Genomic DNA, 13,460 nt, shown 5'->3' on the forward strand with positions numbered 1-13,460 from the left:
CAGTCGCCGTCACGCCCGTCGAGCGTGTCGAGACGCACCGGTTCCCCGCCCACGCACAGGTTCCCCGCCGACGCACAGCTTTCCGACGCCGGAAACCTGTGTCGCTACCGGCAACCTGTGCGTACGGGCCTTTCAGGGGACGATCGGCTCCGGGTACTGCTCGTCGAACGCGGTCTCGACCTCACCCTGGCCGTGGCCGTCCACCGGGACCTCCGAGTCCGGGCCGAGCTGGATCGGCGATCCGGGCGCGGCGGGGATGGCCTCACCGTCGGGCAGCTCCTCCTGCACGGCGGTCAGCGGGTCGTTGCCGGTGTGGTAGCGGCGGACCTGTCCGTCACCGGCCTGCTGCAGCAACTGTTCGCCGGTCGTGTTGTTGGAGGCGGCGAGGTACTCGACGGTGCCCGGCGAGACTCCGGCGGCGTTGAAGGTGACCGCGGCGTTGCCGGTGTCCAGGCTCGCCACCGCAGCATGGCGACCACCCAACGAATGACCGGTGAACGTGGTGTCGTCGGCGTACGGGCTGGCGGAGATCGCCTCGGTGATCGTGAGCACCTGCTGGGTCTGTGGCGACACCGTCACCGCGCCGGTGACGTCCTCGGTGACGTCGTCGTACACCACCTCGACCGTGCCGGTCCCACTGTCGGGGGACTCGCCCGCGGTGGTGCCGGCGAACGCCACCACCGGGTTGCCGTCGGGATCGAAGAACACCTCGGCGATGAAGCCGTTCTCGCCGGTCAACATGTCGCGGGTGAGTCCCATCTCGGCGAGTTGTGCATCGCTGGCCCGCGACCACCCCTCGGGCAGGTCGGCATCCGGGTCGCCGATGGCCTGGTTGATGTCGATCAGGTCGCGGTCGCGCTCCTGCGCGGTCTGGCCCTGGACCTGTTCCCCGGCCGTACCGGAGGCGGGAGCATCGGCGTTGTAGCCGGGATCGGCGCCGGTGGTGAGCAGTGCCGCGGCCCGCTCGGCCCGCTGCCCGACACCCTTCACCTGCCCCAGTTCGGCACTCATCGCGGTCAGGGCTTCCTCGACGAACGTCGCCGCCTCGCCGAGTACGTCGGCGACGTGGTCCCCGGCCCAGGAGATGAACCCGTCGAACGCCTCGCGGAGAGCATCGGCCGCGCCGTCGATGGCGCCGTCGCCGGCACCCCGGATCGCGCCGAACAGCCCACCTTCGGACCAGCCGTCCCGGAACCCGTCGTACGCACCGCTGACCGTCCCGCTGATCACCTGAACGGTCCCGTCCACCAGCGCCAACCCGGCGTTGGAGATCGCGTCGAGGGCCCACTCCACCAACTGTCCGGCGAGCCGGGTGACGGCGTTGATCAGGTCCTGTTTCACGGTCGCCACCTGGCCGCCCAGCACGAGCTGTCGGGTGGCGAGGGCGTGGATCGACTCCGCGGTGGCCCGGACGCACTCGCCCGCCACCTTGGTGGTGGCGGCGAAGGCGTCGGCCGTGGCGCCCTGCCACCGTCCGGTACGAGCCGACGCCCCGGCGACCGGGGTGCGGTACGCCAGCACCTGGTCACCGATCGTGCGGGTGGCGTCGGCGTGGGCCACGATCGCCGACGAGTCACCGGTGAAGTCCTTCAGCAGTTCGGTGAATGACCCGAGCGCGTCGGAGATCCAACCGAAGAAGATGTCGGGGAGTTCGTCGGTGATCATGGTCGCGATGTCGAGGGTCGTGTCGATCACGTCGAGCGGGATCTCGTCGACCGCTGGCGGCGTGGGTCCGGAGTCGAGCACGATGGTGGCGTCGCTGATCCAGCTGCGCCGCGGCCCGGCCGATGTGGCGGCCATGATCAACTCACCCCGTTCGGTCGGCCGGTGCGGAGTCCGCCGGTCAGGTTGGCCACGATGCCGTCGGCGAGGGCGCCGTTGTCGGCCTCGAGGGCAACGTAGCGCTGTCCGGTGGCGGCGGTCCGCTCCCCCAGTGCGGTGACCGCACCGCCCAGGGCGGCGAGCAGCGTGTTCACGTCGTCGGTGGTCGCCGGTTCGGCGTCGGCGCCGGCCGACCCGGCCCACGGGCCGAACATCGCCATGTCGGGTGCGGTGACGGTGGTCGCGGCCAACCCGTCGCCAGCGCTGACGAGTTCGCCCGACACGGTCGACAGCTCGGCGGGCACCACGGTGAAGTCGCCCATCACGACACCCCTGCCGACCGGCGGGCGGCCGCCAGTTGATCACGGGCATCGGCCCACGCAGCCCGTACGGCGTCGGCGAGCGACTGCGGGCCCCGACCGAGTGCGGCGACCGTTGTGCGCGCGTCGATCAGTCTCAGCCGACCGTCGAAGGTGAGCTGCACCTCGCGGGCCGTGCCGGTGATCACCAGGTCGCCCTGGCGGCGGCCGAACCCCTCCGCCCGGGCCACCATCGCCTCGGTCGCCGCGCGGGTCTCGGCCTGCTCCGGCGCCAACGGGCGCCCCGGCGTCGCCGGACCGGGTGGTGGCGGTGGTGGCGCCTCCGCGGCCCCGAAGTTGCCGCGGGGTGCCGGCGGGATCGCCCGGCACGCCTCCTGGTGGGTGGTCAGCAGCGACCGGGCCCAGCGATCGGGCCCGAGCTCATCGATGTCGGCGTCGAACTCGACGGTGACCAGCTGACCCAGCGGATCCACCGTGATCGCGGTCCACCGGTCTCGGGCGTGACCGGCTCGTGCCGCCCGCCGATGTCGGGCCCGCTCCGCCGCAGCGCGGAACTCGTCGCCTCGTTGTCTCGCGCGTGCCAGCGCGTCCGTGGACATGCTCCGGACGCTAGTCGACGAACGGGCCAGCTGGCCGCTCACCGTAGGAACGGACTTCTGGCGTCCGCTACTGCCCCATGGACGGGCGTCTTCTGTGGTGATGGCTTCCTTGCCAGATGCGATCGCGATCAGCGAGGACCAGTGGTCGTTACCGGCTCTTCCGACCTGGGGTGGGGGCGGGTTGTTGATCATGGGTCGAGTCCGTCGCCGATGAGGAGCATGCGGAGGCGGTAGTTGGTGCGGTTGCGGAAGCCGCGGGCGATGCGGCGGTGGAGCTCGATCAGCCCGTTGATGGCTTCGGAACTGCGACGACCTCACACCGGTCGAGGCCGAGACCGCGCACTATGCTCACCGCCTCACCGCGGGGGCGGCTCTTTCGGCGACGACCCTTGCGTCCGTTCCTACTCGACACGATGACCACCAGTAGGGTTGGACATCTCGATCTGGCGTGTACGGTCCTCGGCCCCGCGCCTGGTCGGGAACTGTCCGTCGATGCGGTGTCCGGCGACGTCCAGGTGCCAATGCCGACGGACCGGGCCAGGCTCGCCCGGGTCTTTCCAGGTGCAAGGTCCCACCACCACAACGTCCTCAGCCACGTTGAACTCCGTCTACATCGTTGTCACTCCTCGATCCGCTGGGCGAGGACCTGCCAGCCACGCGGCAACTTGGTCCACCTCCGCCCCGACAGGACGGTCCTCCGGTAGCGCCGCATACAGATCGAGCTGCTTCTCCGCCCACAGCGCCATCTTCTCCACCATCGGACCGGACAGCTCGGCCTCGAACGCGACCAGGAACGTGTCGGCCTGGTTGACCGCGACACCCCGCCAGCACATCGAGGGCGTAGACATCGGCGAGGTCGAGACGACGCACCAGACAACCACGGACCTGGAGGCGCTGCACCCCTGTCAACAGCGACAGAACCTCGTGAGCCGGCACCACTGGGCGGCGGCGAACAGCTCGGACACTCGGGACCGATCGAGGACGTACTCGCGACCAACTTCGACCGTGCCGGTCTCATCACCGGTCCGCAGCCAGTCCACACTCACACTCGGTGACCGATCCACGCCACGCCGCCACCACACCACCAGGTCCTGCCACTCGGTCACACACCCATCATGCCGTCGCCCACCGACCGTCCCCTTCACCAGGTGTCGGCGATGTACACCCTGTCGTGGTACGACTTCATCGCCTTCGTCCCGCTCGGCGTCCTGGCCGGGTCGCGGCTGGACATGATCATGATCGTGCGCAACCTATCCCTGGCGCTGGCCTACGTGCCGGGACAGGTGACCGATATCTCGGAGGAACTCGAGGCGACCGCCTCCCTCGTCCGGACCACGGTCAGCCCGACCGTGCAGTGGGGCGTGCTGGCGGCGATCGTGGTGTGGTACGCCCAGCACCGACTGACCCGGGCCCGGATCGCACGGCGGCTGGAGCAGGCCCGGCCGATGCCACGGCTACGGGGCCACCAGCGGCGGATGCAGGTCCTTCATCGCAAACCGTCGCCGCAGACTGACCGCCAGCGTCGTCAGCGCCAGTGTCAGCACGGTCACCGTGGCGAGCAGGACGACGTCACGCACCAGGTGCGCGGTCTGCCCACCCGAGATCGTGACGCGGAATGCGTCGATCAGGTAGGTCATCGGCATCGCCGGACCGATCGCGGAGAAGAACGGTGGAAGCACCGGCGACGGATAGGTCCCGCCGGCCGAGGCGAGCTGCAGGATCAGCCAGACCAACAGGATCGACGAGCCGGGCGTGCCGAGGGTGGTGCGCAGGAGGTGGGCGATCGCGGAGAAGCACAGCGCCCCGAGCACGGTGATGCCGAGGAATGCCGGTGCTCGCACCGGGTCCAGCCCGAGGGCGAGCCAGACCGTGGCGACCATGATCAACCCGCCGGTGACCGCGAGGGTTGCGATCGGCAGCCACGCGGTGAACGCCAGCCGCAGGGGCGAGGCCCGGCCGGCGAGCGTGCGACCCGTGATCGGGCGGACCACCAAGAACACCGAGATGCCGAACACCCACAGGGCGATCGAGAAGAACATCGGCGCCAGGCCACGACCGTAGAACTCGGCAGCGTGATCGACGGTCGACTCGACATCGGCGGGGGAGGCGAGCACCTGGATCGCCTCGGCCTCCTCGGCGGCGGTGAACACCGGGATGCGTCGGGCCCCGTCGGCCAGGCTGGTGTGCAGGGTCGAGGCTCCCTCCTGGAGTGTGGCGAGGCCCTGATCGAGCTTGGTGGCGCCCTGGCGGAGCTCGGTGAGGCCGCCGTGCAGTTCGCCTGCTCCGGTCTCGAGCTCAGCCAGCCCGGAGGTGAGTTCGGTCGCGCCTGAGTCGGCCCGCTCGATGCCGGTGTGGAGTTGGCCGGCGCCGGCGGCGACCCGGTGGGCGCCGGAGTTGAGCGCCTCCAGGTCCTGGCGTGCCGTCGCCACTGTGCCGCTCAGTCCGTTGGTCTGCTGGATCCGGGAGTTGAGTGCCGCAGTGTGCTCGGCGATCGTGCCGGTCCGCTCGGCGACCTCGCCGGTACGGGTGTTGGCCGAGGCCAGTCGCTGCTTCAGCTCCTGCCACTGCGGGTCGTCGGCCAGCTCGGGGTTGGCCTTCTCCAGTGCGGCCATCCGGGCTTGTGCCTGCTCGACGTCCGTGGCGATCGAGCTGCTCCGACCGGCAACGGATTCGCTGATCGCCGCAGCGCCACTGGAGATCTTCTTGGCGTCGGACTCCAGGGCGGGGAGGTGCTTCTCGAGCTCGGTCAGCGGTGGCAGCACGGTGTTGTTGAGCTGCTGGGTGCCTTCGGCGACCTGGCCGGCGCCGGTGGCGAGCTCCCCGGAGGCGGTGGTGAGCTGGTGCAGGCCACCGGACAGCTGCTGGCTCGCCTCGTGAGCGGTGCCCGCTCCCGTCGCCAGGGTCTGGGCGCCCTTCTCCGCGGTGCCGAGGCCGGTGACGAGGGCTTGGGATCCCTGGTGGGCCTCGGTCAGTCCGGACTCGAGTTGGCCGGCTCCGTCACTGGCCTTCAGCAGGTTGTCGCGGATGGTCCGGAGGTTGGTGAAGACGGCCTCGAAGTAGCTCTCCTGGGCGGCCGCGTCGACCTGACGTTCGATGGAGTCCTCGGCTCGGGCCGTGATCGAACCGATCACGAAGCCGTTGGCGTCGTCACGACGGAGCAGCACCCTGGCCCGCTGCGGGTCGTCACCGGCTCCGCTGACGAGGTTGGCGGAGAAGTCCTTCTCGATGGTGACGATCATGTAGTAGCGCCCCTCCTTCAGCCCGGCGTCCGCGGTGGCCGCGTCGACGAACTGCCAGTCGAAGGTGCGGTGCGCAGCGAGATTCGCCACCAGGTCCTCGCCGGCGGCGATGCGCTCGTCGTTGATCGTGGTGGGGACGTCCTCGTTGACCACGGCGACCTGGAGGTGGTCGAGCTTGCCGTACGGATCCCAGCTGGCCGACAGATAGATCGCCCCGTACAGCAGGGGCACCAGGACGACGAAGGCCAGCGCAAGGCGAGGCATCACACCGCGGAAGCGGCGCAGTTCGTAGCGGGCGAGCCGGGCGGCGGGGAACGGCATCAGGACTCCTGCATGAGCTAGGGGTGGGTCGGCTCGGGATGGGTCGACTCGGGGTGGGTCGGCTCGGGGTGGGTCGGCTCGGGGTGGGTCGGCTCGGGGTGGGATGGCAGAGTGATCACCGGAGTCTCGGCCGGCACGCCACGCAGATCGCAGGTGCTGGCCACCACGGTGCAGCCGGTCGCGCTCAGGTGCTGCAGCGCGGCGTACAGCTCGGCCTGCTGGTCGGTGTCGAGGGAGTCGTCGGCGTCGTCCAGGACGACGAGGTCGGCCCGCCGGAGCATGGCCAGCAGGACGGCGAACACCGCTCGGTCGCGTGCCGACAGCTCGCCGACCAGGGTGTCGTGGTCCAACGCCATCGGCGGGCCCGGAAGGTCCGCGTCGCGGAGTCCGGCGACGAGCTCGGCGAACCTGGTATGACCGTCGGCCACCGTGACCGCGTCGATCAGGCATCGCTCGGTGATCGACTCGCCGACGGTGAGCCGATCCTCCGGGGTGACCAGGGTCCCGACCCGCGCGACCGCGGCGGCGTTGCGTCGTTCGCGCTCGACCCGACGCCGGGCACGAGCATCGGCCGGGACCGGGCCCGGTGCCGCCAGGGTGCCGGTCAGCCCACGCATCCGTCCGGCCAGGGCGAGCAGGAAGCTGGATCGCCCGCTGCCGGCCGGGCCATGGGCCACCACCAGTCCACCACGGGGGACCGTCGTGGTGATTGGGCCGAACACCGCCTGGGCGCGGTGGGACAGCGTGAGCGCGGTCAGTTCGATCAGGACGGGCCGTGCGACGGACTCGGGGTCGGGCACGACCTCGGGTGCGGCATGACGCGGCTGCGGGTCGGGATCGAGCGGGGTCACGGCAGCAGTCCTGCGAGAAATCGGGTCAGGGCCGCGATCAGTACTGCACGCGGATAGAGCTCCGGTGCGGCCCGGTGCTCCAGCGACAGGGAACTGAGGACGGCGAGCAGGAGCACCGCGGCCTCTCGATGGTCGGCGAGGTCCTGACCGTCGCCGAGGAGGCGCTGTCGGTGCAGGGCGTCGGCCACGAGGTCGAGTTGGTCGGCCCGCATGGCCGCATAGGTTTCGGCCACCTCGGGACTGGAATGTGCGACGGAACAAAACTCGCCGACGGCGACCTGCAGCGGGGCCTGTCTGATCACCAGGTCGGCCAGCCGGCCGGCTGCGACGTCGGGGAGCTGTGCGCGGTCGCGCAGTCCGGTGCCGTCCAGCAGGTCGGCGACCAGCTGCGCGGTGGCGCGGCCGAAGTCGCGCTGGAAGACCTCCGCGAACAACCCGGGCTTGCCGCCGAAGTTCGAGTAGACCGCGCCCTTCGTGAAGCCCGCTTCGGCGGCGATGTCGTTCACCGAGCACGCGGCGTACCCGTGGGTGAGGAAGGCTTCTCGGGCCGCGTCGAGCACGTCGGCGCGGACCTGGGCACGCCGCGGACGGCGGGTGGTCGGGCGTGTTGAGGTGGCGTCAGTCATGGGCCTCCTCTGTTCGATACCAATGGTATTGAATACCCGAGGTACTGAGTTGGTCAAGTGCGTTCTCGTGCACCGTGTCGTTCCCCGGGCACCGGGTCGTTCCCTGCGCACCGCTTTCTGTCCGGCACAGTCGTTGTACCGGGTGCGCCTGGCTGGGCCGGGTGTCGATGAAACCTTGGACAACCTGATCCGGTTCGGCAACCTGCACGATGTCGAGCCCGCCCGGCACGAGATCTCCGCCGACGAGCATGCCGTCTGGTGGGAGCGGGTCGCCGCGGACCCGTGATGGAGCAGGTCAGAGCCATGTCTGCAGCCACGACGGGTCGCCGACTCGCGCCGGCACGAGCAGAGCCGGCAACCGGCAAGGCATGACCCGGGGGACTGCGGCAGGCCGGCGTGATGCGGCATCGGGAGAGTCACCCGGTCAGGACTGGTAACGCTCAGTCTGCGCACATGGTGAGTGGGGATCGGCTCGTACCACCCGACGGATGGACCGCGACCACCACGATGCACGGCGCCCTCCCTTCGGGCACCGTGACGGTCAGCCGCGGCTCGTCGATGGTGCTGCCGGGGGTCCCCTCGGCCCAGTGCCACTTCCACCGGGTGCCGTCGACCAGATCAGGCTGGTGCCAACTGCAGGTCAGCTGCCCGTCTGCCAGCGTGCACTCCTCCGCGACCGGCGCGGCCACCTCGGACTGGCGGATCACCCTTGTGGGGCTCACCGGCGGCTCGGTCATCGGACCGGCACCCTGTGGCCCGAAGATGATCACGCCTGCGATCACGGCGATCAACAGCAACAGCCCGAGACCGGCCACCAGGGCCCGCACCACGCCGCGGGAGGTCCGTACGGGATCGGTGTCCGGCAACGGTCCCAACGCGGCCGGGGCGACGTCACTCTGCGACCAGGTGTCCTCGGCGAGTTGCACCCCCGGTTCGTCGTTGATCGTGACGACCGGCCGCAGATGGGTCGCCTCGTGGTCATCCCCCTCGCCTTCGTCGAGGACGCCCTCCATCACCTCGATCTGCGTGCCGGGCAGGTCGAGATGGCCCTCGACCACCTGCAGGGCGCGGGCGAAGTCGTACGCACTGCGGTACCGGGCCTCCGACCGCTTGTGCATCGCCCGCGCCAAGGTCTGTTGCAGCAGGGGCGGTACGTCGTCGCGCCCGGTCGGCGGGACCGGCTGCCGCTCGATCCGGGCCATCAGGCTGGCCGCACTGTTGGCGCCCCCGCGGACCTCGAACGGCGACCGGCCGGCCAGCAGGGCGTACACGGTCGCGCCGAGGGAGTACACGTCGGTACGGACGTCGGTGCGGGAGTCGCGGCCGAACAGTTCCGGCGCCGACCACGGGATCGACATCCCCTCCGCCTCGGCACTGCTGGTGTCGAGCTGGGCGGAGATGCCGAAGTCGGTCAGCGCCGGCCAGCCGTAGTCGGTGACCAGCACGTTGGCGGGCTTGATGTCACGGTGCAGGATGCCGGCCCGGTGGGCGCTCTCGACCGCACTCGCCAGCCGGATCCCGACCCGCAGCGCCTCGGCGACCTCGATCCGTTCCCGCCGGAACCGCTGGCCCATGTTGGGCCGGGAGCAGTACTCCATCACCAGGCAGGGCCGGCCGTCCGGCGACACCCCGGCGAAGTAGATGGTGACGATCGCCGGGTGCGCCGACAGCCGCGCCATCGCGTTCGCCTCGGCGACGAACCGCTGCCGAGTGTTGGCGTCGACCACCGACTCGATCAACACCTTCACCGCGACCTGCCGGTGCGGCAACTCCTGCTCGTACAAGAAGACGTCGGCGAACCCGCCGGACCCGAGGTGGGAGATCGGTCGGTACCCGGGCAGGGCCGGCGGCTTGGAGGGTGCCCGCTTCATGGGGCGCGGTTCAGGCCGGCGGGTCGATGGTGACGGTCACACCGTCGCCCAGGTCGAGGATCCAGCCGATCCGCAGCTCGGTCGGCTCACCGGGGGTCAACCGCTCGCGCTCCACGTCGGCACCCGGGCGGACCAGCGTGGTGCCGTTGGTGGAGTGCAGGTCGGTGACGACCAGTGACCACCCCTCCGGCGCCACCTGGACGTGGGTCCGGGAGATGTCGTGGCTCGGGCTCGGCACCGTCAGCATCCGCGGCAGTTGCTCCCGCGGCACCCGCGAGGCCGTCGGTGACCGGCCGATCAGGACCGTCCGGTCGAGCTCGAGCCGGTCGCCGTGGGAGGTGCGCAGCACCGCCAGCGGGGGCCGGCTGACCAGTCGCGGATTCTGCGGCGGGATGCTGCCACCACACCGGACGCAGCGCTGGCTGCCCGGTTCGTTGGGGTGCTGCAGGTTGCACAGCACCGCCAGCAACAGGTCACCGTCCCCGCCGAGGTTCTCGCTCGGCTTGAGCGAGCGCGCCAGTCCGGTCGCGAACACGGTCGCCCCGTCGTGGTCGACCGCGTCGTCGGGCATGTTCGCCGGCTGCGGCCGCGGTGGTTCCTGGGCCGAAGGCTGTGGCTGTGGCTGCGGCTGTCCGTACGGGGACTCGGCGGCCGAAGCCGCCGATGCCGCCGATGCGGCGGATCCCGGTCCGCCCTGCGGCCCACCCGGTCCACCCGGGGTGGCGCCCGGTGGCGCGAACGGGGACGGCTGCCCCTGCGGTGGCTGCTGCTGTCCGTACGGGGGCTGCTGTTGTCCGTACGGGGGCTGCTGTTGGCCGTACGGGTTCTGGCCCGGCTGCCCTTGTTGGCCCGGGCCGCCGGGCTGTCCCGGCTGCTGCCCGTACGGGGGCTGCTGGCCCTGTGGTCCGGGACCCTGCTGCCCCTGTGGTCCGGGACCCTGCTGCCCCTGTGGACCGGGCTGCCCGTACTGGCCGCCGGGCTGTCCCCACTGGCCGGGCTGGGGCTGCTGGCCGTACGGGCCGCCCTGCGGTTGGCCCTGCGGACCCGACTGCTGCTGACCGTACGGGCCCTGCTGCGGTTGCCCAGGCTGCTGTTGGCCCGGCTGCTGTTGACCCGGCTGCTGGCCGAACTGGCCCTGCTGCGGCGGGCTCCCCCAACCCGAAGGCCCCTGCTGGCCCTGCGGGCCGGGGCCTGGCTGACCCGGTCCCTGCTGACCCGGTCCCTGCTGGCCTCCCCACGGAGTACCCGGACCCTGTTGACCCGGGCCCGGCTGCCCGTACGGACCGGAGGCGGAGGCGGCAGAACCCGGCGGCTGCGGGGCGAACGGATTTCCCGGCGCACTCGGCTGTCCGCCCGGCGGCGGGCCGAACGGGAAGCCCGACGCCGATCCCTGGCTCGACGCGGACTGCTGACCGGTGGGCTGCGGCGCAGCAGCCTGCTCGGGCGGCAATGGTGGCGCACCGAACTGCGAGCTGGTCGGAGCGCCATGGCTGGGCGCAGGCTGACCGCCGGCGAAGCCCTGACTGCCGGGACCACCCTGACTGCCGGGACCACCTTGCTCGCCGGGACCACCGTGCTCGCCGGGACCACCCTGTTCACCGGGACCACCCGGACCGCCCGGAGCCCTTTGGTCGAACTGCCCCGCCGGTCCTGCGGACCGCTGCGCCTGAGGTTCCGGCCCGGGCTCGGATTCTGGCTCGGGCTGCTCCGGCTCGGACTCCTCGCCACCGAACCCCCCGCCGGCGAACAGGGCGAGTGCGGGGTCGTTCCGGTCACCCGGCTCCGGGGTGTACGACGCGGGTTGTGGGGCCGGCTCCGGCTCGGGCTGCTCGGGCTCGGGCTGGTCCGGTTCGGGCTGGTCCGGTCGGGGCGGCTGTGGCGTCAGCTGCTCGGTGTCGGCATGCGCGGGGTCCGGAGCGTGGCCCGCGTCGGCGCCCGGGCTCGACTCGTCGTCGGACCCGGCAGCCGCCCCAGGGTCGTCGGACCCTGCGGCATGGGCCGCAACGCCCGCTCCAGCGGCGGCTCCCGCGGCACCGATCCCGAAGGCGGCGAGGGCCGGATCAACGCCCGCGCCATCCGACGGAGCTGTCCCGGCCGCTGCGTCGCTCGGCTCGGCAGCTGGCCGTGGTGCGTCGACCTCCGCCGGGGCGGCCTGCTCGGCAGCGGCTGGCTCGACCGCATCCGGCTCGACGGCATCCGGCTCGGCGACGGCTGGCTCGGCGACGGCTGGCTCCGACTCGACCGCTCGGCTCGGCCGGACCTCCGGCTCCTCGGACCCCGGGACCTCACTGACCGCACCGGACTCGAGATCTGCCACGTTCCCGACCGTCGCGCCGCCGGCCGTGGCCGAGGACCCCGCGGAGACCTGCGGCGACGCCACCACGGCTTCGTCGGTGGCGTCCAGCACGATCGCCGACGCGGTCACCGCGCCCACCACCAGCGGCAGCTGCAGCTTGTCGACCGACTCCTCGGCCGTACCCTCCATGTCGATCCGGACCTGTCGTACGTCACCCAGCCCGGCCTCGGACCAGGTGACGATGCCGTCCCCGTCGGCCACGTGCTCACCGGAGGCCAGGTCCATCACCTGCACCCGGCCACGGACCAGCGACCGCAGGCCGTCGCCGTCCCAGAAGAAGGCGGCGAACGAGGGCATCGCCTCAATGTTGTAGCGGGCCAACCGCTCGGCGACGTCATGGATCGACGAGCCGGCGACGACCTCCTCCCACATCCCGTTGAGCAGGGTCGACGCGCGTGCCGGCGCGGGCTGCAGCACCACCATGGCGGTGGGGCCCGACAGCACGATCCACGACCCGGGGGTGTAGGTCGCGCGCCAGTGGCCGACCGGTCCGCCGGCGGCCCGGCCCTGGTTGGACTCAGGCTGATTGGACTCAGGCTGGTTGGACTCAGACATGGGGGTGGTTCCTCCTCGCCGTCAGCACAGTTTGTGCCATTGGCACAGTACTGTCGACATCCGACCCGTCGTCCAGCACGTCGATCACAATGACCGTGGCATTGTCCCGCGCGCCGTGGTGGAGGGCCAGGGCCAGCAGGTGCTGTGCCACCCGTTCGGCCCCCTCGACCTCCTTGACGATCCGCTTCACCTCGGCTCCGGGGGAGTCGTTGAGCAGTCCGTCCGAACAGATCATGATGCGCTCGCCCACGTTACGCGGCATCAACCAGAAGTCGGGCAGGAACCCCAACGAACCGACCGCCCGGGTCACCACGTTGCGCTCGGGATGCCGCCACGCCTCCTCCGGGCTGATCTCACCGGACTCGAGCAACTCCTGCACCCGCGAATGGTCGACGCTCACCTGGATGAGCGGTTGCCCGACCGGGCCCGTCCGCCGATAGACGCGCGAATCGCCGATGTTGAAGAACAGCCAGTAGCCCTGACCGCTCCCGTTGTCCAGCGCGACCGCACCGGCCGCGGTGGTCGCCGACTGCACGTCGTTGCGCTCGTTGTGGGTCAGGATCCGGTTGTTGGCACGCGCGAGCGCCGCCGAGACCTGCCGGTCGTCCACCGGCCCCGGGAGCAACTTGGCGAACTCGTCCACCACGATCCCGCTGGCCACCTCACCGGCCGACGAGCCGCCGACGCCGTCGGCCACCACGAACACCGGCGGGGACGCGAGCACGCTGTCCTCGTTGTTGGTCCGTACCCGGCCGGGGTGGGTCAGGGCGCTGTATGCCAGTTGCTGCACGGGCCCGAGTCTAGGGGCGCAACAGGTCGTACGGGTCGGCCCCGGACACTGCCACGCCCCCCGGCGATGTCAACTCTTGACCTAGGTTCTAGCAGGCTCCTAGTCTGTGTG

General features: G+C 71.1%; 11 protein-coding genes. All 11 read right to left on the minus strand.

Features of this window, described 5'->3' with window-relative positions:
* Positions 1 to 132: 132 nt before the first annotated feature.
* A complete protein-coding gene (locus tag ACQBAU_RS16990) occupies positions 133 to 1,800 on the minus strand; it encodes a Tle-like phospholipase domain-containing protein (RefSeq protein WP_465255495.1) in 1,668 nt (555 codons plus the stop codon).
* A gap of 2 nt (positions 1,801 to 1,802) precedes the next feature.
* Positions 1,803 to 2,144: a hypothetical protein gene (locus ACQBAU_RS16995; RefSeq protein WP_465255494.1), complete on the minus strand. Its 342-nt coding sequence runs from the start codon at positions 2,142 to 2,144 to the stop codon at positions 1,803 to 1,805.
* Complete coding sequence (locus ACQBAU_RS17000; protein ID WP_465255493.1) at positions 2,144 to 2,740, minus strand: hypothetical protein; 597 nt, start codon at positions 2,738 to 2,740, stop codon at positions 2,144 to 2,146. Before ACQBAU_RS17000 ends, ACQBAU_RS16995 begins: the two co-directional genes overlap by 1 nt.
* Before the next feature lie 188 nt (positions 2,741 to 2,928).
* Positions 2,929 to 3,033 (minus strand): hypothetical protein, encoded by a 105-nt coding sequence (locus ACQBAU_RS17005; RefSeq protein WP_465255729.1) that lies wholly within the window; start codon positions 3,031 to 3,033, stop codon positions 2,929 to 2,931.
* A gap of 315 nt (positions 3,034 to 3,348) precedes the next feature.
* Positions 3,349 to 3,588 carry a hypothetical protein gene (locus ACQBAU_RS17010; RefSeq protein ID WP_465255492.1) on the minus strand — a complete coding sequence of 80 codons (240 nt, stop codon included), beginning with the start codon at positions 3,586 to 3,588 and terminating at the stop codon, positions 3,349 to 3,351.
* Between the two features lie 606 nt (positions 3,589 to 4,194).
* The gene (locus ACQBAU_RS17015; protein ID WP_465255491.1) at positions 4,195 to 6,300 is read right to left on the minus strand and encodes a YhgE/Pip family protein; all 2,106 of its coding nucleotides are present in this window, start codon (positions 6,298 to 6,300) and stop codon (positions 4,195 to 4,197) included.
* A 17-nt stretch (positions 6,301 to 6,317) separates the two neighbouring features.
* Positions 6,318 to 7,151 carry an ATP-binding cassette domain-containing protein gene (locus tag ACQBAU_RS17020; protein WP_465255490.1) on the minus strand — a complete coding sequence of 278 codons (834 nt, stop codon included), beginning with the start codon at positions 7,149 to 7,151 and terminating at the stop codon, positions 6,318 to 6,320.
* Entirely contained in the window at positions 7,148 to 7,777 is a 630-nt protein-coding gene (locus ACQBAU_RS17025; RefSeq protein ID WP_465255489.1) for a TetR/AcrR family transcriptional regulator, read from the minus strand. The genes ACQBAU_RS17020 and ACQBAU_RS17025 overlap by 4 nt, the downstream gene beginning before the upstream one ends.
* Positions 7,778 to 8,217: 440 nt before the next feature.
* Positions 8,218 to 9,648, minus strand: a complete 1,431-nt coding sequence (locus ACQBAU_RS17030) for a serine/threonine-protein kinase (protein ID WP_465255488.1) — start codon at positions 9,646 to 9,648, stop codon at positions 8,218 to 8,220.
* Positions 9,649 to 9,658: 10 nt separating this feature from the next.
* Positions 9,659 to 12,559: an FHA domain-containing protein gene (locus tag ACQBAU_RS17035; RefSeq protein WP_465255487.1), complete on the minus strand. Its 2,901-nt coding sequence runs from the start codon at positions 12,557 to 12,559 to the stop codon at positions 9,659 to 9,661.
* Positions 12,552 to 13,349 carry a PP2C family protein-serine/threonine phosphatase gene (locus tag ACQBAU_RS17040; RefSeq protein ID WP_465255486.1) on the minus strand — a complete coding sequence of 266 codons (798 nt, stop codon included), beginning with the start codon at positions 13,347 to 13,349 and terminating at the stop codon, positions 12,552 to 12,554. Before ACQBAU_RS17040 ends, ACQBAU_RS17035 begins: the two co-directional genes overlap by 8 nt.
* Between the last annotated feature and the right edge of the window lie 111 nt (positions 13,350 to 13,460).

Origin of the sequence: Carbonicoccus niuqiaonis (assembly GCF_050157065.1) — a bacterium.
In the GTDB taxonomy this organism is placed as follows: domain Bacteria; phylum Actinomycetota; class Actinomycetes; order Propionibacteriales; family Propionibacteriaceae; genus Avipropionibacterium.